The organism is Pseudomonas asuensis, from assembly GCF_014646755.1.
Taxonomy (GTDB): Bacteria; Pseudomonadota; Gammaproteobacteria; order Pseudomonadales; family Pseudomonadaceae; genus Chryseomonas; species Chryseomonas asuensis.
The window spans coordinates 203,577-223,108 of the sequence record NZ_BMNW01000008.1; the positions used below are offsets into that span (position 1 = coordinate 203,577).

A 19,532-nucleotide genomic window follows, 5' to 3' on the forward strand; every position below is an offset into this window, starting at 1 on the left:
ATCTGCGGCTCGTCTCGCCGTTTTTTTTGCCAGCCGCCCCGTGCATACTAGGGCGCTTCCTCATGGGATATTTGTTACTTGATGCTTCGCGCCCTTACCCTCGTTCTTCTTGCATGCCTGCTTACTCCGGCCATGGCCGATCAGCGCGAGGATGCTCAGCGCCAGCTGGAAGCTACCAAGCGTGACATCGCCGAGCTACAGAAGCTTTTGCAAGGCATCCAGACAGAAAAGTCCGGCGTGCAAAAGCAGCTCAAAGCGACCGAAACAGAGATGGGCGACCTGGAAAAGCAGGTCAAGGATCTCCAGGATCAGCTAGACCAAAGTCAGGAAAAGCTAAACGACCTGGATGAACAGAAAAAAAAACTCGACCAATCACGCCTTGAGCAACAAAAACTAATTGCCATCCAGATTCGGGCCGCTTATCAAAGCGGCCGTCAGGAATATTTGAAGCTGCTTTTGAATCAGGAGCAGCCGGAAAAGGTCAGTCGTACCCTGACCTATTACAATTACGTCAATCAGGCCCGCCTCGATCAGCTCGCTACCTTTAACGACACCCTGAAACAGTTGGCGGGTGTAGAAAGCGACATTCGTAATGAGCAATCGCAGCTCACAGCACAGCAAGCCTCTTTGCAGGAGCGTCAGGAGAAGCTGGCCGAAGTTCGTAAGGCACGCCAGGAGACATTGGCCAAGCTGAACAGTGACTACTCCAACCGTAACCGTGCGTTGCAGTCGCGCGAGCAGGATCAGGCAGAGCTCGGCAAAGTTCTGAAGACCATTGAAGAGACGCTGGCCCGCCAGGCACGTGAGGCCGAGCAGGCTCGCCAGCGCGCATTGGCACAGGCTCGTGAGGCAGAAGAGCGTAGTCGTGCAGTCAGCAAAACGACACGACCAACGAACACACCGGGCCTTGCGGTGTCTAGTTCTGCACCAGGCTTTGGCGGTCCGTTTGCCAGTGCACAGGGCAAGCTGCCCTGGCCTGTGAATGGTCGCCTGCTGGCGCGCTTTGGTAGTCCGCGTGGTGATGACCCGCGAGCCAAATGGGACGGTGTGCTGATTTCAGCCAGCGCAGGAACCCAGGTACATGCCATTCACGCGGGCCGGGTAGTGTTTGCCGACTGGTTACGAGGGGCTGGACAGCTGGTGATTATTGATCATGGCAACGGCTACCTCAGTTTATATGGGCATAATCAAAGCTTGTTAAAGAGTGCAGGTGATCAAGTCAAGGCGGGCGAAGCGATTGCAACCGTCGGGACCAGTGGAGGTCAGGACACCCCTGCCCTCTATTTCGCCATACGTCAGAAGGGTCGTCCGTCGGATCCACTTACCTGGTGCCGTGCCCAGGGTTAGTGCCGGACACATTAGGAGCTACGCATGCCGCATTGCTTTCGTCTCACCGCCTTGGCTCTCTCGCTGATAGGGCTGAGTGGCGTCTCAACCGCCTGGGCCCAGCAACAGACGCCAGGAGAAGTGCCCGCCGCGGTGACTCCGGTTGATGGGACAGCAGCGCCACTCAACAGCGCCCCGCTTCCACTCGAAGAGCTGCGTACGTTCGCCGAAGTGATGGATCGTATCAAGGCGGCCTATGTCGAGCCGGTGGATGACAAAACTCTGCTCGAAAATGCCATCAAGGGCATGCTGAGCAATCTGGACCCTCACTCTGCATACCTTGAACCCAAGGACTTTGCAGAGCTGCAAGAAACTACCAGTGGTGAGTTTGGCGGCCTGGGTATCGAGGTAGGTCAGGAAGATGGCTTCGTGAAGGTCGTCTCCCCCATCGACGACACGCCTGCTGCCAAGGCCGGCATTCAACCTGGGGATCTGATCGTCAAGATCGATGGGCAGCCCACCAAGGGTCAGTCCATCAGTCAGTCGGTAGACAAGATGCGCGGCAAGATCGGTAGTCCGATTACGCTGACTATCGTGCGCGGCGGTGGGCGTCCTTTCGATGTCAAACTCAACCGGGCGGTCATCAAGGTTAAAAGCGTTAAAGCACAACTGCTGGAACCTAACTATGGCCTGTTGCGCCTCTCGCAGTTCCAGGTAAACACGGGCGATGAAGTGGTAAAAGCCTTCCAACAGCTACGCAAGGACAACAAGGGCAATAAGCTCAACGGCTTGGTACTTGACCTGCGCAACAACCCGGGCGGCGTATTACAGGCGGCTGTAGAAGTTGCTGATGCCTTCATGACCAAGGGGCTGATCGTCTACACGAAAGGTCGTATTCAGAACTCCGAACTGAGCTTCTCGGCCGATGCGGCCGATCCCAGCGAAGGTGTCCCACTCGTCGTTCTCATCAACGGCGGTAGTGCATCGGCAGCCGAAATCGTGGCGGGTGCCTTACAGGACTCCAAGCGTGGCATCCTGATGGGCACGGATACATTCGGCAAGGGATCGGTCCAGACTGTTCTGCCACTTAACAACGACCGTGCACTCAAGCTGACCACAGCGTTGTACTTCACGCCAAAGGGCCGCTCGATCCAGGCCCAGGGCATCACGCCTGACGTGGCAGTAGCGCCAGCCAAAGTCACACCGGAAGATAACCCAGAGTTCTTCAAGGAAGCTGATCTGGCCGGCCACCTGGGTAATGCTAATGGTGGCCCGGATCGTCCTACCGGTAGCAAGGCGCCTAATCAGACGCCTCGCCCACAGGATGATGACTTCCAGCTGTCCCAAGCCCTCAGCCTCTTGAAAGGGCTGAGCATCACGCGTAATCAGTGATCAAGCGATGGATCGGCTCGCTCTTGCTGCTTGCTCTGGCAGCAGGAGCCATTGCAGCAGAGCCACCGCGCATGAGCATCGTAATTGATGACCTGGGGCAGAACCTTTCTCAAGACCGTCGAGTCCTTGGGCTACCTGGACCTGTGACCCTGGCTATTATGCCGGATACCCTCCACGGTGCCATTCTGGCACGCGAGGCCCACAAGGCAGGCCGTACGGTCATTCTTCACCTACCCATGGACCCTGCCGGCGGACCGTTTGCGTGGCACCCTGAGCTTTCAGCCGAGGAGCGCTTGAAACGCCTTGAAAACGCCCTGGCCACTGTCCCTTATGTAAGCGGGGTCAACAATCATGAGGGCAGCCGGATGACAGCTGATCGCCCGGCCATGAGCCAGCTGATGCAAACGCTGCAGGCCAAATCCTTGTTTTTTCTGGACAGCCGCACCAGCGCAGCCACTGTAGCCGCAGCCGAGGCCCAAAAGATTGGATTAGCCAGCCTTTCCCGAGACGTATTCCTGGACAATGTAAACCAGCCCGATGCGATCGCCGCCCAGCTACAAGAGGGAGTCAGACTGGCACGCAAGCAAGGGACGGCTGTTCTCATTGGTCACCCTCGCCCGGCCACTCTCAGTGTTCTGGAGCGAGAGCTACCCAAACTGATAGCCAGCGGTATCGAGATTGTCGACGTTGAACAGATGATTGCCCTACGCAGCAACAAAGCCATGGCAGGTCATGGCAAGAATGGTGTGTATCGCTAAAATAAAAAACGGAGCCTACGCTCCGTTTTTCCACCTGTTCATGGGATTACAGGTAGTTATTGGTGATCTGATCGACTACGCCTTCTTTACGCATCTCATCCAACGTCTTCTGAAGCTTGGCGACTACGTCGTCAGGTGTGTCTTTGTTAACCGCCAGGTATAGATCGGCCTCATCGATGACCAGCGCAGTTTGCAGATCAGACACGCCTTCCTGCTTGGCCAGATACCGTGCCACAACGTCAGTAGTTGCCCAGAAGTCTATCTCACCCTTTTCCAGCTTGCTGACGTTCTCCTGATCACGCAGGGACTCGGTAAACGGAATCTTCTTGTCAGCCAGGATCTGGCTTACTGCCGAGCTCTTGTAAGTACCGATCTTGTACTTGTTCGCGCCTTCCAAGTTGGTCAGCTTGATATTGCTGGCGGTGGTCGACATCAATACCTTACGGGTCTTGCCCAAGGGTCCTACCCATTTGAATTGCGACTCACGGGCAGGTGTACGAGAGGTAGAGAACAAGGCGTAATTCGGATTTTCCAACGCCAGGTTATAGAGTCTGTCCCAAGGGAAACGCAGAGAAAGCGAGTACTTGATTCCGGCGCGTTTGAACATTTCACGGACGATATCCGTGCTGATGCCGTCAATCCCGTCATCCTTGGCAAAGTTCTTTTCGTCCACAGCCATATTGAATGGCGGGAAGTTCTCAGTCAGCAGGACCATCGAGTAGTTTCCAGAGACCTCGGCCTTTGCCGCACCTGTTCCTAACAACAGCCCTAACAACACTACACGCAATATCGACTTGGACATCACTTCAGCTCCTTGTTTCTTATAACCGCTGTGCCACCGGCAAAGCACAGTCGCATGCTTATTTAAAGATAACGCTCCAGGATGCGCTGAACCTCACCGTCCTTACGCATCTGCTCCAATGTGTTTTGCAGTTTTTGCACCACATCGTCTGGAGTTTGCTTATTTAAAGCGAGAAAAAGCTGACTTTCGTTAAACCGTAAAACGGTTTTGAAGTCGGTGATACCTTGCTGACGTGCTAAATAGCGGCCCGCGGGATCGCCCGTTGCCCATACATCGATCTGGTTGGTCTGCAGTTTCTGAACATTCTCTTGATCACGCAGTGAAAGGTCTGGATTTATGCCCTGCTTCACTAAATCCTCAGCGATTGCATCACCTTTATAGGCGCCAATGCGCAAACCCTGACGCTTTACGTCATCCAAGCTGCCAATTTTTAGCGAAGAGTCTGCTCGGGCAAGGAGAATCCAGTCATCCGGCCCAATCGGCCCAACCCACTTGAAGGAGTCTTCCCTCTCGGGGAGGCGAGCTGTTACAAATACACCGTACCCAGGTTGTTCCAGTGCGGTTTTGTAAATACGCTCCCAAGGGAAACGGAGCGTCATGGAATAGGGAATCCCAGCCCGCTTACAGGCTTCCCTGACGATATCTACGGCAATTCCGCTCAGGCTTTCTTCCTGTGCGAAGTTCTTGCCATCGACTGACATGTTGTAGGGCGGAAAATTTTCTGTCAGTAGATCAATGCGATTGTGGGCACTGGCTGCCTGCACAGCTCCGGCGCTGCTTACCAATACACTGGCCCAAAACACCATGAAAAACTTCAACATGGACACGCCTCCTGCTTTGTTTTTGGGCAGTTTCTATAACAGGAAGCGTGCCAAGCGTGATGCAAGTCTCTATTTAACGGACCACAATGCCTCGTTCAGCCATGTAAGCCTTGGCCTGAGGCACGCTGTATTCTCCGAAATGGAAGATACTGGCCGCTAATACAGCAGAGGCCTTGCCCTCTAAAATACCTGCTGCCAAATGCTCAAGGTTGCCCACGCCACCTGAAGCAATAACAGGAATATTAACGGCCTCGCTGATGGCCCGAGTGACGCCCAGATCAAAACCGCTCTTGGTGCCGTCCTGATCCATGCTGGTCAGCAGGATTTCACCTGCGCCCAAGTCCTCCATCTTTCGCGCCCAGACAACGGCATCCAGCCCGGTTGGCTTACGTCCACCATGGGTAAAGATCTCCCAACGCGGCGTTTCACCCGGGCCCGATACTTTCTTGGCGTCGATTGCCACAACAATGCATTGTGAGCCGAAACGGTCCGCCGCCTCTCCCACAAACTCAGGCGTAAAAACTGCAGCCGTATTGATCGAGACCTTGTCTGCACCGGCGTTGAGCAAGTTACGGATATCCTGTACCGAGCGAACGCCCCCACCTACCGTCAGCGGGATGAATACCTGACTGGCCATGCGCTCGACCGTATGCAGCGTAGTATCACGGCCCTGGTGACTAGCCGTAATATCCAGGAACGTGATTTCATCTGCCCCTTGCTCGTTGTAACGGCGAGCGATCTCTACTGGATCTCCAGCATCACGGATATTTTCAAACTTGACACCCTTCACCACGCGACCATTGTCCACGTCGAGGCAGGGGATGATTCTCTTGGCAAGTGCCATACGGTATCCCTCGTCTTTAGGCCTGTGTTATGCCTGGTAACGGTCGCACAAGGCTTGTGCTTCTGCCACGTCCAGGGTGCCTTCGTAAATTGCGCGACCGGTAATGGCGCCGATGATGCCGGGCGCCTTGGCATCCAGCAGATTCTGGATATCGCCCAGGTTATGGATACCGCCTGACGCAATGACAGGAATTCGGGTAGCGTTTGCCAGCGCGGCAGTAAACGGTACGTTGCATCCCTGCATCATGCCGTCACGGGCAATATCGGTATAAACGATTGCCGAAACGCCGTCAGCTTCGAAGCGCTTGGCCAGATCAATTACCTGCACTTGGCTGACTTCAGCCCAGCCATCGGTGGCAACAAAGCCATCCTTGGCATCCAGCCCAACAATGACCTTCCCAGGGAAGGCCCGGCAGGCTTCGGCGACAAATTCTGGTTCCTTAACAGCCTTGGTACCGATAATGACGTAGCTGACGCCCGCTTTTACATAGTGCTCGATCGTTTCCAGCGAGCGGATGCCACCGCCAATCTGGATAGGCAGGGAGGGATAGCGCTTGGCAATGGCGGTAACCACCTCACCATTGACCGGCTGGCCTTCGAACGCCCCGTTTAAATCAACCAAGTGCAAGCGGCGGCAACCGCCATCAACCCACTTGGCGGCCATGCTCACAGGATCGTCAGAAAAAACTGTGGAATCGTCCATACGGCCCTGACGCAGGCGCACACAGGCGCCGTCTTTCAAATCAATCGCAGGAATAATCAGCATAGATCTCTACCCAAGGCACTCAGGACGGTCTGCTTGGCGCAGGTTCAGCCCCGTCAGGAATGCATTCGCTAATGGTGATAAAACGCCATGGGTTGGCTTTAATTGTGTTCAAGCCTTGCCATGACGACTAATTCAGGCAGCCAGACTTACCAGCGTCCGTCCCAGGCAACGAAGTTCTGATAGAGCTGCAAACCACAGGTTGCACTCTTCTCAGGATGGAACTGCGTGGCAAAGCGAGAGCCGTCAGCCAACGCTGCGGTAAAGTCCACGCCATAATGACCTCGACCCGCTACCTGACGCGCATTACCGGCTTCGATGTAATAGCTGTGCACAAAGTAGAAGCGGCTCTGATCGGGGATACCATGCCAGAGCGGATGATCAAGCGTATGTGCGACCTCGTTCCAGCCCATGTGCGGGACTTTGAGCTTTTCACCATTCTCCGCCATGTCTGCAGGGAAGCGGCGCACACGGCCAGGAAACAGGCCGATGCAATCAATGCCGTTGTTTTCCTCGCTGGTTTCCATCAATGCTTGCATGCCCACACAGACGCCCAGGAACGGGCGGTCCTGGCTAACCTCGCGAACCAACGCATCGATACCCAGGCGACGAATCTCCCCCATACAGTCGCGGATAGCCCCTACGCCTGGCAGGACGATGCGATCTGCCTCCCGAATGACCTGCGGATCACCTGTGACCAGCACACGTGCGCCGCCCGAATACTCAAGCGCCTTGGCAACCGAGTGCAGGTTGCCCATGCCATAGTCGATGACTGCTACCGTCTGCATCAGAGACACCCCTTGGTAGACGGCATCTGCCCAGCCATGCGCTCGTCGTGGCTTACCGCCATGCGCAACGCACGACCGAACGCCTTGAAGACTGTCTCGATCTGGTGGTGGGTATTGATACCACGCAGATTATCGACATGCAGGGTTACCTGGGCGTGATTGACAAAGCCCTGGAAAAATTCGATGAACAGATCGACATCGAAGCCACCGACCGTAGCCCGGGTAAACGGTACGTGCCAATGCAGGCCGGGACGACCGGAAAAATCAATGACGACGCGGGACAACGCCTCGTCCAGCGGCACATAGGCATGTCCATAACGGTAGATGCCTTTCTTATCGCCGATGGCTTGGGCAAAGGCCTGTCCCAGCGTGATACCCACGTCCTCAACGGTATGGTGATCGTCGATATGCAGGTCGCCCTTGCAATGGATGTCCAGATCAATCAGCCCATGACGGGCGATCTGATCCAGCATGTGCTCAAGAAAGGGAACCCCGATGTCAAATCGGGCTTGTCCGGTGCCATCCAGATTGATGGATACCTTGACCTGGGTTTCCAGGGTATTGCGCTCGACGACTGCCTTGCGTTCGGCCATTACCTGCTCCGCGGAATGAGAGGGCAAAAAAGGGTAAACAGTATAGAAGCCACAGCCAGGAAGCAGAAGCCGTGAAAGGCATCTAAAGAGAAACAGAAGGCAAGATGGGACGAGTGGAGAGAGTCGCGGCAGGCATTGCACCTGCCGCGAGTGATGTCGCTTAGCCGAGCAGCACCGCTGTTTTACCCAGGGTAATCAGAACCCCCCAGGCCAACGGAATAACTACAACAGCCCAGGCCAGGATGACCCAAGTCTTGCTGGATGAATCAGCTGACCATTCGATCACAAGGTTATCGAAGTTGTTGTCGTTGCTTTTGGAACGCTCAACAGCAAGCTCTGCCTCAGTCATGAAGTGCTTGTCAGCCACCGGACGTACCAGCAGGTTGCAAATAAAGCCAAGGATCAACAGGCCCGACAGGATATACAGCGTGGTGTCATAGACAGCTGCACGGGGAACGCCCAGGCTCAGCTGATATTCACGCAGGTAGTTCACCAGCACCGGACCAAAAATACCGGCAGCAGCCCAGGCAGTAAGCAGGCGACCATGGATCGCACCCACCATCTGCGTACCGAAGAGGTCAGCCAGATAAGCCGGCACTGTAGCGAAGCAGCCACCATACATAGACAGGATCAGGCAGAACGTGAACACGAACAGCGCTACGCTGCCCATGTGGCTGGTCCACGGAATGATCGCGTACAAGGCAAAGCCCAGTGCAAAGAACACAAAAAATGTGACCTTACGACCGATAAAATCCGAGAACGATGCCCAAAAGAAGCGGCCACCGATATTGAAGAGGCTGAGCAGGCCTGTAAAGCCGGCCGCAATTGTGGCGATCTGCGCCAGTTGCTCCTTGCTCAAGTCGTTAAAGCGAATACCGACGTTGATCAGGCGGCCGCCAAACACTTCCTGCAGCATGGGCGATGCCATACCCAGAATACCGATACCAGCCGATACGTTCAGGCAGAGCACTGCCCACACCAACCAGAACTGGGGCGTGCGCCATGCCTTGCTGACATGCACATGGCGGCTGGTGATCATGTCATTACCGGCCTTCTTCAGCGAAGGGGACCATCCTTCGGGACGCCAACCTGGCGGCGGAACGCGATATGCCAGCGCGCCACCAACCATGAAAACAAAATAGACTCCAGCCAGGACTAGAAAGCACTGCCAGACGCCAACGTCTTCAGCCGTTGCAAAATGGCGCATCAGCATGTCTGCCAGGGGCGCACCGACCATCGCGCCACCACCAAACCCCATGATCGCCATACCGGCCGCCATGCCCCGCTTGTCCGGGAACCACTTCATGAGCGTCGAAACGGGCGAGATATAACCGAGCCCCAGGCCAATCCCCCCGATGACACCCGCCCCCAGCCAGAGGAGCCAGATATGGTGGGTGTAGACGCCCATGGCAGAAATAACCAGACCGCCACACCACAGAAACGCTGACACAATCCCTGCCTTGCGAGGGCCGGCGTGTTCCAGCCAACTGCCGAAAAAGGCAGCCGAGCATCCCAAGAACAGGAAGAACAGTGTATACATCCAGCCTAACTGGGAGATTTTCCAGTCGCAGCCCGTGGCGAACAGCTGATCAAAGAAACCCATGCTGGGCGCGCAGGCAATAGGTGCATCGATGCCAACGGCACGAGACAATGGCAACCAGAATACGGAGAAACCGTAGGCCATACCGATACACATATGAATGGCCAATGCTGCTGGTGGCACCAACCAGCGATTAAAGCCATGGGTGGCAATGATCCGTTCCTTGGACAGGAAAGCGGGACGAGCGGAGGCGCCGCTCTGTGTGAGCGTAATGCTCATGAAAAATCCCCTATATGAAGTGTTGGCGACTCGCTGAAGTGTTCGCAGGAAAAGCCGGGCATTCCCCAACGCACCGTTTTTTTCAAAAACGCGAACGAATTCTCCTTTAGTCGGGGCGCGACAATAGAGCGCACTGCATGTAAATACCAGAGCACACTGCTCAATTTTTCATACCTACGCGCCAAACGGCATTCACAACACGACAGAGAGTCTGCGTCGATATCGCGCTTCTGACGCTCATCCAGCCAAAACGACCACCTGGCAGCGTTATACTCGGCCATTACTTAAGTTTTAGATAAGGACCCGTCAATGAAAGCGTTCGGAAAAGTGCTCGGCCTTGTCTTTCTTGGGCTGTTGCTGATCATCGTGGCACTGGGCTTTGCCTTGACCCACCTGTTCGACCCCAACGATTACAAAGACGAAATCCGCCAACTTGCCCGGGACAAAGCCAATGTTGAGCTGACCCTGAATGGTGATATTGGCTGGAGCCTCTTCCCGTGGATTGGTCTGCAACTGCATGACGCCACCATCGCCAGCGCCAATACACCACAACAGCACTTGGCCAGCGTACAAAGACTTGGCTTTTCGGTGCGCGTCCTGCCGCTGCTTCACCGTGATCTCGAAATGAGCGACATTCGAGTGGATGGCCTGAATCTGACATTGGCGCGCAATGAGCAAGGTAAGGGCAACTGGGAAAATATCGGCCGCCCGGCTAACAGTTCAAACACAGGCGCCCAGACCGAACAGCCCGCCCAGCAGCCGGAGGAGAAGGAGGACACGCCTCGGCGCCCACTCAAGCTGGATATCGACAGCCTGACAGTCAAAGACTCTCGCGTTGACTACAACGATGCCCGCAGCGGTGCGCACTACGCATTCGAAGGGTTAGACCTGACTACTGGCAGCATCCGCGAGGGTACTAATATTCCATTGAAACTGCTGGGCACCCTTACGACTAACCAGCCCCCAGTCAACGCATCGGTCGTGCTGAATGGCGAACTGCGCTTTGACAATGCCTTGCAACGCTACCAACTGGACAATGCCAGCCTATCGGGCGATGCCACGGGAGAGCCTTTTGGCGGGCAGCTGCTGAAGTACTCGGCAGAGGGTCAGCTCCTTCTGGACCGGGCAGCCAAGGTTGCCGAATGGAATGGCCTGAAGCTGACCTTCAACCAATTGAAAGCGCTTGGCGAGCTCAAGGTGCATGATCTTGAAAACGCGCCCAAGCTTGAGGGAGGGCTGTCGATCGCCCAAACAGACCTGCGAGCATTTCTGAGCGGCATTGGTGTCACCTTGCCGGAAATGGCTGATGCCAACACACTCAAGCAGGTTGAATTCAATACGCGCCTGACTGGCAGCCAGAACAGCCTTGCGCTGGAGGACCTGAACCTTGTTCTTGATGGTGGCACCTTCTCAGGCCGTATTGCCGTAGAAGACCTTGCTCGCAAAGCCCTGCGCGTGGAACTCAAAGGCGACCGACTGGACCTGGATCGCTATCTGCCGGCCAAGGCCGCCGCTGCGCAACATGAGACCAATACAGCTCGCCAGAGCGAAGTGAATGCAGCCGATGTGGCTGCCAGCCAGGGCAACTCGCCGCTTCCCTCCTCCCCCACCCAGCACGCCTGGAGCAGCGAGGACATCCTTCCTATCGAACGACTGAAGGCATTGGACCTTAACGCTTCGCTCAACCTGGATCACTTTGTGGTAACCAAGTTGCCTATCGACAACGCCAGCCTCAAGATTAACGGCAAAGAAGGCCTGGTCACATTGAGCGAACTGCGTGGCGATCTGTTCAGCGGTCGCTTCCAGGCCACTGGTGCCCTTGATGTTCGAGGAATCACACCCAAACTCAACGTCACTGAACGCATCGCCCAGGTACCTGTTGAAAGGATCCTCCAGGCTCAGGGGCAAAAGCCACCTGTGCGGGGCGCTCTGGATCTGGATGCTAACCTGACTGCGCAAGGCAATAGCCAGAAGGCATGGATGGATAGTCTGGACGGAACGGCACGCTTCCGCCTGAGCAACGGCGTTCTGGCCAACGCCAACCTCGAAGGCCAGCTTTGCCAGGGTATTGCGCTACTTAACAAAAAGACGCTTAGCAGCACACATGATGGGCAAGACACACCCTTCCGCGAGCTGAGCGGTAGCCTGACGATCAACAACGGGGTAGCCAGCAACCAGGACCTTATTGCGCGCATTCCTGGCCTGACAGCCAAAGGCAACGGTGATATCGACCTGCGCGTACTCGGCCTGGACTACCGCATAGGTGTAACAGTCGAGGGCGACAAGAGCGACATGCCAGACCCGGCCTGTCAGGTCAATGATCGCTATACCGGCATCGAATGGCCTTTACACTGCCGCGGCCCACTGGAGCTGGGCGCTAAAGCCTGCCGCCTGGATCGCGAAGGCATGAGCAAGATTGTCGCCCGACTGGCGGGTGATCGACTCAATGAAAAACTGGGTGAAAAACTCGGGGACAAGGTCAGTCCCGAACTCAAAGATGCCATCAAGGGGTTATTCCACAAACGATGAATCCAGAACGCTTCTCCAGCGCTGTCCTGAACTGGTATGACATTCATGGCCGCAAGGACCTGCCCTGGCAGCAAAATATCAACCCTTACCGGGTGTGGGTCTCGGAGATCATGCTCCAGCAGACCCAGGTCAGTACGGTACTGGGTTATTTTGACCGCTTCATGGAAGCCTTGCCCGATGTCCAGGCGCTGGCGACTGCGTCTGAGGACGAAGTGCTGCATCTCTGGACAGGGCTGGGCTATTACAGCCGCGCCCGCAACCTGCACAAGACTGCAAAAATTGTCGTGGCCGAGCACAACGGTGAATTCCCCCGTGGCGTTGAAGCGCTGTCGGACCTGCCAGGTATAGGCCGCTCGACCGCCGGAGCCATTGCCAGCTTGTCCATGGACATTCGCGCGCCCATCCTCGACGGTAACGTCAAACGTGTATTGGCACGCTACTCGGCACAGTCCGGCTATCCTGGCGAGCCGGCTGTAGCCCGTGCCCTATGGGATGTAGCAGAGCGTTATACGCCGCATACACGTGTAGGCAATTACACCCAGGCGATGATGGACCTGGGCGCTACACTGTGTACGCGTAGCAAACCCACTTGCCTGCTCTGCCCGCTCAAAGAAGGATGCCAAGCCCATCGCCTTGGACGTGAGACTGACTTTCCTGAACCCAAGCCGCGAAAGACCTTACCTCAAAAGCACACGCTAATGCCGCTCATTATCAATGATGAGAATGCCATCCTGCTCTATCGACGTCCCTCCTCCGGGCTCTGGGGCGGCCTCTGGAGCCCACCCGAACTCGACACAACAGATCAACTAGAGGCACTGGCTGAACGTCATAGTCTGGTCATGGAGCATCGTCAGGCCTTACCCGGCCTCACTCATACCTTTAGTCACTTCCAGCTCAACATCGAGCCATGGTTGATTCATGTGGATAGCCGCAATCAATCCATGACCGAACCGGACTGGCTTTGGTATAACCTCGCCAATCCGCCACGTCTGGGGCTCGCGGCCCCGGTCAAAAAATTGCTCAAGCGCGCCGAAGAGGCGCTGAAAGGAGAAACCGTATGACCCGCACTGTCATGTGCCGCAAGTTAAAGCAGGAATTGCCCGGCCTGGATCGCCCGCCCTACCCAGGCGCCAAGGGCGAGGACATCTATCAGAATGTATCCAAGCAAGCCTGGGACGACTGGCAGAAACATCAGACCATGCTGATCAATGAACGCCGTCTGAACATGATGAATGCTGACGACCGTAAATTCCTGCAGCAAGAGATGGATAAATTCCTGTCAGGCGAAGAGTACGCGCAAGCTGAAGGATATGTTCCGCCAAGCGAATAAGCTGGGTGTCTACCCCTCTCATTTTGGGGTAAACACTTAAGTCTCGGTAAAAATTGAATTTTTTTTCAACTCGCGCTTGACACAAATCGTTTAGAACGGTTTAATGCGCCCCGTTGCCCAGGTAGCTCAGTTGGTAGAGCAGGGGATTGAAAATCCCCGTGTCGGCGGTTCGATTCCGTCCCTGGGCACCATAATTCAAAAAGCCCGATCAGATGATCGGGCTTTTTTTATGCCCTCATTTTCGCTCTATTACCAATCGTTGCCCCGAGCGCTTGAAAGCTATTTCCTTTCATTGCTCAGGTACTATCTCGTGCCTTTTATTTGACAATCTGCTGTCCACCAGCTGTAAAGCTTATAAATACTTGTGGATGGAGGAGCGAATGAAGCGGTTCAAGCGATGGGTCATTTCCCTGGTAGCGGGGTTAAGTCTAGGCAGCTCAGTCATGGCGGCCGATGTCCTTAAAGTAGGCGTCCAGGGTTCACTTCCGCCCTTTAGTAGCGTTAGCGCGAATGGCAAGCTAACCGGCTTTGACGTAGATATCGCGCAGGCCTTGTGTGCAGAGCTCAAAGTGCAATGCCAGTTCGTAATCACCAGCTGGGATCGCATGCTGCCCTCACTGAACGCACGTAAGTTCGATGCCATCATTTCCTCGATGTCGATTACACCGGAGCGTGAGCAGCTCGTCTCCTTCACTATCCCGTACTACATGAACAGCATTCAGTTCATTGCTGCCAAGGACAAGCCTTTCAGCACAGACCCTCGAGGACTCAAAGGCAAGGTTATTGGTGCCGGCCGCGCGACCCTTTCGGCAGATTGGCTCTCCAACCATCTGGGCGGTCAGGTCAACATGCGATTCTACGACTCTCAGGAGGAAGCCAACCAGGCCCTTGCAGAGGGGCGCGTGGATGCAGTACTCGGGGACCGCTTTGCACATTACGCCTGGTTACAGACAGCTGAAGGGCAACGTTTCGAGCTTAAAGGCGAGCCCGTCCTCCAAAAGGACCGCATTGCAATAGCGGTACGCAAGAACGACCCGTTGAAAGCCCGCCTGGATGAGGCGCTTAAAGACATCTTGGCCAACGGCACCTATCAGCAGATCAACGCCCGTTACTTTCCGTTTAGCCTCTACTGATCACAGCAGCAGGGCGGTGCGCTATGCTTCGCCGCCCTGTTAGCCTCAGTGATTGGCATGAGTAAGCTCGAACCTGTTTCCTTTCTCCAAGGCGCTGCGCTAGAAGAGCGCTTCAATGCCCTGAATAGCTTTCTGATACAGCACCAACCTCTTTGGCGACCCAAGCCATTTATCCAGCTGACGCTGCCATGGGAACAGACTTATCAGGCGCTATCCGCCTGGCTCAGAGCCCGCTCACTTGATGAGGCCGAGGCTGCTCATAACAGCCCGCACACACTCCAGGCTCCCCTGCCCTTTTCAGGCTGGGCTGAGGAGTCACGCCAGCTATGTGCTATTGGCGAACTGCCGAGGCAGCACAGTGAAGCCCCCAACGCCTGGAGTGTTGATGTCCCAGGTCGTAAATGGGAGCAGGTAGAGGCGTTCACACAGCATGCCCTATTCAGGCACCCACCTTCACACTGGCTGGACTGGTGCTCGGGCAAAGGTCATCTGGGGCGGCGCCTAAGCCTTAGTGGCACCGCATTCGACTGCCTGGAGTACGATCCCTCACTGGTAGACGCCGGACGCTGTATCAGCAAGCGTCTGGGACTGAGCGCTCATCATTACGAACAGGATGTGATGGACGAGTCTGTACTGAACAGACTAGAGACCTCCCATACCCCTGTAGCCCTGCATGCATGCGGTGATCTGCACGTGCGACTGATGCAAGTCGCCAGCGCAGCAAGGTGCTCTGCCCTGGCCATAGCACCTTGCTGCTATAACCGTATCAGCGGCGAGCAGTACCGCCCACTCTCCACAGATGCCAAAGGCTCAACTCTTCTTTTGAGCAAGGAGGATCTTGGATTACCTCTCTGTGAAACCGTAACCGCAGGTGCACGCGTGCGCCGCCAACGTGATATCTCCATGGCAAGGCGACTCGGATTTGACCTGCTCCAGCGTGAGATCCGCGAGATCGATGAGTACCTCCCTACGCCCCCTCTGCCGACCAGCTGGCTGCAACGTACGTTTCGAGACTACTGCCTGGAGCTTGCCACGCTCAAGAAACTGCCGCCTGTACCTGAGCAAGACTGGAAGGCTCTTGAGGCTGCGGGCTGGATGCGCCTGGCCACTGTTCGCAATCTTGAGCTGGTTCGTGGGCTTTTCCGACGTCCGCTTGAGCTCTGGCTGCTACTGGATCGAGCACTCTATCTGCAAGAGCAGGGCTATCAAGTCAAGTTAGGCCGCTTCTGCGACTATGACTTGACCCCACGCAACCTAATGCTATTGGCTGAGAAACCTTAAAGGGCTACAGGTGCGCGCTTTACAGGCATTGCCGGCAGAACAGCTCGCTGCAGCGCAGCTCCAGCCGGATGCTCAAAGCGCAGTCCTGCCTCTACCCTGCACTCCTCGGCGAGCCGCCCTTGATCCATTACAGCCACTCGGCGACACAGACGCTGTACCAGGCTCAGATCATGGGTAATCAGCAGAAAGGCTGTTCCTTGTGCCTCACGTATTTCGCTGAGCATGTCCAATATCTGTACCTGAAGAACTCGATCAAGGTTGGATAGCGCTTCGTCCAGCACAATGAGCGAAGGACGCGAGGCCAAAGCCCGCGCAATACCGACACGCTGGAGCTGTCCGCCACTAAGCTGGCCGGGCAGCCTATTAACCATCCCCGCATCCAGCCCCACCTGCTCTAGCAATTGGGCAGCACGCCGCAAGCAATCCAGCTTGGAAAGCCCCATCAAATGCCGCAACGGCTCAGACAGGCTCCAGCCCACGGTATGACGGGGGTTAAAGGCACTTGGCGCATCCTGGAAGACCATCTGAACGCTGCGTCGAAACGTACAAAGTGCCTCACCTTTTACGTGAGGCAGCGCTTCCCCACGAAAGCAGATCTGCCCACCTTGAGGCCTCTCAAGTCCCAGTAGCAGGCGGGCCAGCGTACTTTTACCGCTACCACTGTTTCCCAGAAGGCCAACGCTTTCCCCTTCGTCAATATGGAAATTCAGCTCACGCAATACCGTTTGCACAGGCTGGCGTGACCAAAAGCTTCCCGAGCGATAACCATGCGTAATGAACTCAGCACTGAGCAGCCTCATTCGTAACCCTCCACCCTAGTGAGCGCCTGATGCGCTGCCAAAAGGTCACGGGCTACTGCACTATGGGGTGCGCTAAACAACTGATCGACCGTCGTAGCCTCTACGATGCGTCCGTTATCCATGACCAGGACATCGTGGGCGCAACGGGCAACAACCCCCATGTCATGCGTCACCAGCAGAATCCCCAGTCCCTTCTCTTCAACCAGGCGCTCAAGTACATCGAGCACGCGGGCCTGCATAAGCAGATCAAGATCCGTCGTAGGCTCATCGGCCAGTAAAAAAGGCGTTTCAGCCAGCAGAGCCAGTGCAATCATCATGCGCTGCAGCATGCCGCCACTCATTTGAAAGGGATACAGGGAGAGCAGCTGAGAGGACGCATCCAAACCAACATCCAGCAGGCAGGCGTCCAGACGCTTTTGGGCCTCTGTCCCACGAATACCACGTAGCGTCAGCACCTCATGGGCGTGGGCCCGCATCGTCAATACGGGATTAAAGGCCGAACGAGGGTTCTGCATAATCATGGAAACCTGACGCCCGCGCAGCTGTTTTCCACTCGACAGCTGCCCATCACATAACGTTAGACCTGACGCTTTTGTCACGCCTGCAGGCAATTGATCCAATATGCCCAGGCACGTCATGGACTTGCCTGAACCACTGGAGCCTACCAGCGCTGTAATACGCCCTGTTCTGACCGTCAGACTCAAGCCATCAACCAACAACTGATCATTAGCGGCCAGGGTCAAACCCTGAACTTCCAACACCTGGCTCATCAATGTTCTCCTGCGCGCAGCGAAGGGTCGAGTCGGTCGCGCAACGCATCCCCAAGCAGATTAAAGGCCATCACGGTTAGAAAAATCATGAGGCCGGGCCAGAGCAGCAATTGAGGATGAGTCCAGAGATACTCCTTGGCGTCGTTGATCATCACGCCCCATTCCGGCGTTGGTGGGCTTACACCCAAGCCTAGGAAGGACAACCCTGATACGTGCAGCATCATGTGGCCAATATCCAGCGAGGCCAGGACCATTAGCTGTCCTAGTACACTGGGCAGGATGTGGCTGATAAAGCTTTGCAGGCGTGACGCGCCCGCCAGACCTGATGCCAACAGATAGTCACGTCCACGTAGAGAGATCACAAGACTACGGACCATTCGGGCATACCAGGCCCAGTGGGACAGTGCGATGGCTAAAATGACATTCGAAAGTCCTGTTCCCAGCACACCAATAAAGAAGAGCGCCAGAACAAATGTTGGCACGGTCATGAACAGCTCGCCGATTCGCATCAGCACCGTATCCAGTCGACCACCGATAAATCCGGCCACGCCTCCCACGACAATACCAAGCGCCAGGATCAGGCACAGCGTGAGCACCACTGTGCCCAAAGACAAACGCGTGCCTGCCATCAGACGGGACAGGACATCACGGCCCAGGTGATCGGTTCCCAACCAATGCTCCGCACTCATGCCTTGCAAGCGCTGGCTTACGTCAACGGCAGTGGGGTCATAAGGGGCCAGCCAAGGTCCCAATAACGTCAAAAGCAATAAGAGGGCTACCAACACGGCCCCCAACCATGCCCCCCATGAGCGCGACCGGGGCAAACACATTGCATTTGTTAACATACCTGTGCTCCCTCTAATCGGGTTCGAGGATCAAGCCAGGCGTACAGCACATCGACGATCAGGTTGCAGAATACAAACAGCCCGGTCATCAGCAAGGTAAAGCATTGCAATACCGGGAAATCCCGGTTGTAGACAGCACTAACCGCAAAGCGCCCCAGCCCGGGCCAGGCGAAAATCGTTTCAATAACCAGCGTACCGCCAATCAACTCCCCTACATGCATCCCGATAGCGGTCACAACAGGTAGCCAAGCGTTACGCAAGATATGTCTGCGCCAGACCTGTCCCTCCGGCAACCCACGCAGGCGTGCATATAAGACATACCGCTGCCCACTGGCCTCCAGCAGGCTAGCGCGAAGAAGCCGCGCATTGATCGATAGCGACATTAAGGCCACTGCCAGCACGGGCATGACCAGATGCTCCAGTCCGCCGCGCCCCATGGGAGGCAGCCACCCCAAGAGCACAGAAAACAGGGCTATCATCAGAAACGCTAACCAGAAGTTAGGCATTGAGACGCCAAAAAAAGCGATAAAGCGCACAAGCTGGTCCGGCCACCGACCTGGCCGCCGGGCCGCCCAAATACCCAACGGCAGGCTGACCAGTAGGGTAACGGCCAAAGCAGCCCCGCCGAGCTGAAGCGTGGCTGGCAAGTAATACAGGAGATCATCCAGGACAGGTCTTCCTGTAACGAATGACGTCCCGAAGTCCAGATGCAACGCACGCCACAGCCATACCAGATATTGCTCGGCCAGGGGGCGATCAAGCCCCAGCGTATGACGTGCCTCCGCCAGCGCCGCATCCGTAGGCGGAATTTGGGAAAGACGCAGATAATCCAGCGCAGGATCACCCCGCCCCATATGTAGCAGCACAAATACCAGCAGCGAAACTGCAAGCAGGATAGGGATTAATAAGGCCAGTCGGTAGGCGATATAACGCAGCATG

General features: G+C 55.8%; 19 protein-coding genes and 1 tRNA gene. 9 read left to right on the plus strand and 11 right to left on the minus strand.

All coding sequences use genetic code 11. The features are described from left to right. Positions 1-81: 81 nt before the first annotated feature. The 3 genes from IEX86_RS17660 to IEX86_RS17670 are packed head-to-tail and all read left to right on the plus strand — an operon-like array spanning position 82 to position 3,476. A complete protein-coding gene (locus IEX86_RS17660) occupies positions 82-1,347 on the plus strand; it encodes a murein hydrolase activator EnvC family protein (RefSeq protein WP_188867558.1) in 1,266 nt (421 codons plus the stop codon). Between the two features lie 24 nt (positions 1,348-1,371). Next, positions 1,372-2,718: a S41 family peptidase gene (locus tag IEX86_RS17665; protein ID WP_188867452.1), complete on the plus strand. Its 1,347-nt coding sequence runs from the start codon at positions 1,372-1,374 to the stop codon at positions 2,716-2,718. Then, positions 2,715-3,476, plus strand: coding sequence for a divergent polysaccharide deacetylase family protein (locus IEX86_RS17670; RefSeq protein ID WP_188867453.1), 762 nt, complete (start codon positions 2,715-2,717; stop codon positions 3,474-3,476). The genes IEX86_RS17665 and IEX86_RS17670 overlap by 4 nt, the downstream gene beginning before the upstream one ends. 46 nt (positions 3,477-3,522) lie before the next feature. Here IEX86_RS17670 and IEX86_RS17675 read toward each other — a convergent pair whose 3' ends face one another. The 7 genes from IEX86_RS17675 to IEX86_RS17705 all read right to left on the minus strand — a co-directional run bounded on the left by IEX86_RS17675 (position 3,523) and on the right by IEX86_RS17705 (position 9,905). Continuing rightward, the gene (locus tag IEX86_RS17675) at positions 3,523-4,278 is read right to left on the minus strand and encodes a substrate-binding periplasmic protein (protein ID WP_188867454.1); all 756 of its coding nucleotides are present in this window, start codon (positions 4,276-4,278) and stop codon (positions 3,523-3,525) included. A 62-nt stretch (positions 4,279-4,340) separates the two neighbouring features. Then, entirely contained in the window at positions 4,341-5,099 is a 759-nt protein-coding gene (locus tag IEX86_RS17680) for a substrate-binding periplasmic protein (protein WP_188867455.1), read from the minus strand. Positions 5,100-5,172: 73 nt separating this feature from the next. Further along, positions 5,173-5,943 carry an imidazole glycerol phosphate synthase subunit HisF gene (hisF, locus tag IEX86_RS17685; protein WP_188867456.1) on the minus strand — a complete coding sequence of 257 codons (771 nt, stop codon included), beginning with the start codon at positions 5,941-5,943 and terminating at the stop codon, positions 5,173-5,175. Between the two features lie 27 nt (positions 5,944-5,970). Next, the gene (hisA, locus tag IEX86_RS17690; protein ID WP_188867457.1) at positions 5,971-6,708 is read right to left on the minus strand and encodes a 1-(5-phosphoribosyl)-5-[(5-phosphoribosylamino)methylideneamino]imidazole-4-carboxamide isomerase; all 738 of its coding nucleotides are present in this window, start codon (positions 6,706-6,708) and stop codon (positions 5,971-5,973) included. A 146-nt stretch (positions 6,709-6,854) separates the two neighbouring features. After that, the gene (gene hisH, locus IEX86_RS17695; RefSeq protein WP_188867458.1) at positions 6,855-7,493 is read right to left on the minus strand and encodes an imidazole glycerol phosphate synthase subunit HisH; all 639 of its coding nucleotides are present in this window, start codon (positions 7,491-7,493) and stop codon (positions 6,855-6,857) included. Continuing rightward, a complete protein-coding gene (hisB, locus tag IEX86_RS17700; RefSeq protein WP_188867459.1) occupies positions 7,493-8,086 on the minus strand; it encodes an imidazoleglycerol-phosphate dehydratase HisB in 594 nt (197 codons plus the stop codon). The genes hisH and hisB overlap by 1 nt, the downstream gene beginning before the upstream one ends. 160 nt (positions 8,087-8,246) lie before the next feature. Further along, positions 8,247-9,905: an OFA family MFS transporter gene (locus tag IEX86_RS17705; RefSeq protein WP_188867460.1), complete on the minus strand. Its 1,659-nt coding sequence runs from the start codon at positions 9,903-9,905 to the stop codon at positions 8,247-8,249. Between the two features lie 309 nt (positions 9,906-10,214). Here IEX86_RS17705 and IEX86_RS17710 point away from each other — a divergent pair, with 309 nt between their 5' ends. The 6 genes from IEX86_RS17710 (at position 10,215) to IEX86_RS17735 (ending at position 16,178) form a co-directional block, all read left to right on the plus strand. Next, entirely contained in the window at positions 10,215-12,434 is a 2,220-nt protein-coding gene (locus tag IEX86_RS17710; RefSeq protein WP_188867461.1) for an AsmA family protein, read from the plus strand. Next, entirely contained in the window at positions 12,431-13,495 is a 1,065-nt protein-coding gene (mutY, locus tag IEX86_RS17715; RefSeq protein ID WP_188867462.1) for an A/G-specific adenine glycosylase, read from the plus strand. Before IEX86_RS17710 ends, mutY begins: the two co-directional genes overlap by 4 nt. Beyond that, positions 13,492-13,764: an oxidative damage protection protein gene (locus IEX86_RS17720; RefSeq protein ID WP_188867463.1), complete on the plus strand. Its 273-nt coding sequence runs from the start codon at positions 13,492-13,494 to the stop codon at positions 13,762-13,764. The genes mutY and IEX86_RS17720 overlap by 4 nt, the downstream gene beginning before the upstream one ends. A gap of 115 nt (positions 13,765-13,879) precedes the next feature. Next, positions 13,880-13,955 (plus strand) — tRNA-Phe (locus IEX86_RS17725). A 189-nt stretch (positions 13,956-14,144) separates the two neighbouring features. Next, positions 14,145-14,897, plus strand: a complete 753-nt coding sequence (locus IEX86_RS17730) for a transporter substrate-binding domain-containing protein (protein WP_188867464.1) — start codon at positions 14,145-14,147, stop codon at positions 14,895-14,897. Between the two features lie 57 nt (positions 14,898-14,954). Continuing rightward, positions 14,955-16,178 carry a methyltransferase gene (locus IEX86_RS17735; RefSeq protein WP_188867465.1) on the plus strand — a complete coding sequence of 408 codons (1,224 nt, stop codon included), beginning with the start codon at positions 14,955-14,957 and terminating at the stop codon, positions 16,176-16,178. Here IEX86_RS17735 and nikE read toward each other — a convergent pair. The 4 genes from nikE to nikB are packed head-to-tail and all read right to left on the minus strand — an operon-like array spanning position 16,175 to position 19,531. Further along, positions 16,175-16,978 carry a nickel import ATP-binding protein NikE gene (gene nikE / locus IEX86_RS17740; protein WP_188867466.1) on the minus strand — a complete coding sequence of 268 codons (804 nt, stop codon included), beginning with the start codon at positions 16,976-16,978 and terminating at the stop codon, positions 16,175-16,177. The genes IEX86_RS17735 and nikE overlap by 4 nt on opposite strands. Continuing rightward, positions 16,975-17,748: an ATP-binding cassette domain-containing protein gene (locus IEX86_RS17745; RefSeq protein ID WP_229685402.1), complete on the minus strand. Its 774-nt coding sequence runs from the start codon at positions 17,746-17,748 to the stop codon at positions 16,975-16,977. The genes nikE and IEX86_RS17745 overlap by 4 nt, the downstream gene beginning before the upstream one ends. Then, complete coding sequence (gene nikC, locus IEX86_RS17750) at positions 17,748-18,593, minus strand: nickel ABC transporter permease subunit NikC (protein WP_188867468.1); 846 nt, start codon at positions 18,591-18,593, stop codon at positions 17,748-17,750. The genes IEX86_RS17745 and nikC overlap by 1 nt, the downstream gene beginning before the upstream one ends. Next, entirely contained in the window at positions 18,587-19,531 is a 945-nt protein-coding gene (nikB, locus tag IEX86_RS17755; protein WP_188867469.1) for a nickel ABC transporter permease subunit NikB, read from the minus strand. Before nikB ends, nikC begins: the two co-directional genes overlap by 7 nt. Between the last annotated feature and the right edge of the window lies 1 nt (position 19,532).

Coding starts and splice junctions, on each gene's coding strand:
- hisA (WP_188867457.1), bottom strand. CDS start 6,708: ATGCTGATTATTCCTGCGATTGATTTGAAAGACGGCGCCTGTGTGCGC.
- hisH (WP_188867458.1), bottom strand. CDS start 7,493: ATGCAGACGGTAGCAGTCATCGACTATGGCATGGGCAACCTGCACTCG.
- IEX86_RS17680 (WP_188867455.1), bottom strand. CDS start 5,099: ATGTTGAAGTTTTTCATGGTGTTTTGGGCCAGTGTATTGGTAAGCAGC.
- nikE (WP_188867466.1), bottom strand. CDS start 16,978: ATGAGGCTGCTCAGTGCTGAGTTCATTACGCATGGTTATCGCTCGGGA.
- IEX86_RS17675 (WP_188867454.1), bottom strand. CDS start 4,278: ATGTCCAAGTCGATATTGCGTGTAGTGTTGTTAGGGCTGTTGTTAGGA.
- IEX86_RS17735 (WP_188867465.1), top strand. CDS start 14,955: ATGAGTAAGCTCGAACCTGTTTCCTTTCTCCAAGGCGCTGCGCTAGAA.
- IEX86_RS17660 (WP_188867558.1), top strand. CDS start 82: ATGCTTCGCGCCCTTACCCTCGTTCTTCTTGCATGCCTGCTTACTCCG.
- IEX86_RS17730 (WP_188867464.1), top strand. CDS start 14,145: ATGAAGCGGTTCAAGCGATGGGTCATTTCCCTGGTAGCGGGGTTAAGT.
- nikC (WP_188867468.1), bottom strand. CDS start 18,593: ATGTTAACAAATGCAATGTGTTTGCCCCGGTCGCGCTCATGGGGGGCA.
- hisB (WP_188867459.1), bottom strand. CDS start 8,086: ATGGCCGAACGCAAGGCAGTCGTCGAGCGCAATACCCTGGAAACCCAG.
- IEX86_RS17720 (WP_188867463.1), top strand. CDS start 13,492: ATGACCCGCACTGTCATGTGCCGCAAGTTAAAGCAGGAATTGCCCGGC.
- IEX86_RS17745 (WP_229685402.1), bottom strand. CDS start 17,748: ATGAGCCAGGTGTTGGAAGTTCAGGGTTTGACCCTGGCCGCTAATGAT.
- IEX86_RS17705 (WP_188867460.1), bottom strand. CDS start 9,905: ATGAGCATTACGCTCACACAGAGCGGCGCCTCCGCTCGTCCCGCTTTC.
- nikB (WP_188867469.1), bottom strand. CDS start 19,531: ATGCTGCGTTATATCGCCTACCGACTGGCCTTATTAATCCCTATCCTG.
- IEX86_RS17710 (WP_188867461.1), top strand. CDS start 10,215: ATGAAAGCGTTCGGAAAAGTGCTCGGCCTTGTCTTTCTTGGGCTGTTG.
- mutY (WP_188867462.1), top strand. CDS start 12,431: ATGAATCCAGAACGCTTCTCCAGCGCTGTCCTGAACTGGTATGACATT.
- IEX86_RS17665 (WP_188867452.1), top strand. CDS start 1,372: ATGCCGCATTGCTTTCGTCTCACCGCCTTGGCTCTCTCGCTGATAGGG.
- hisF (WP_188867456.1), bottom strand. CDS start 5,943: ATGGCACTTGCCAAGAGAATCATCCCCTGCCTCGACGTGGACAATGGT.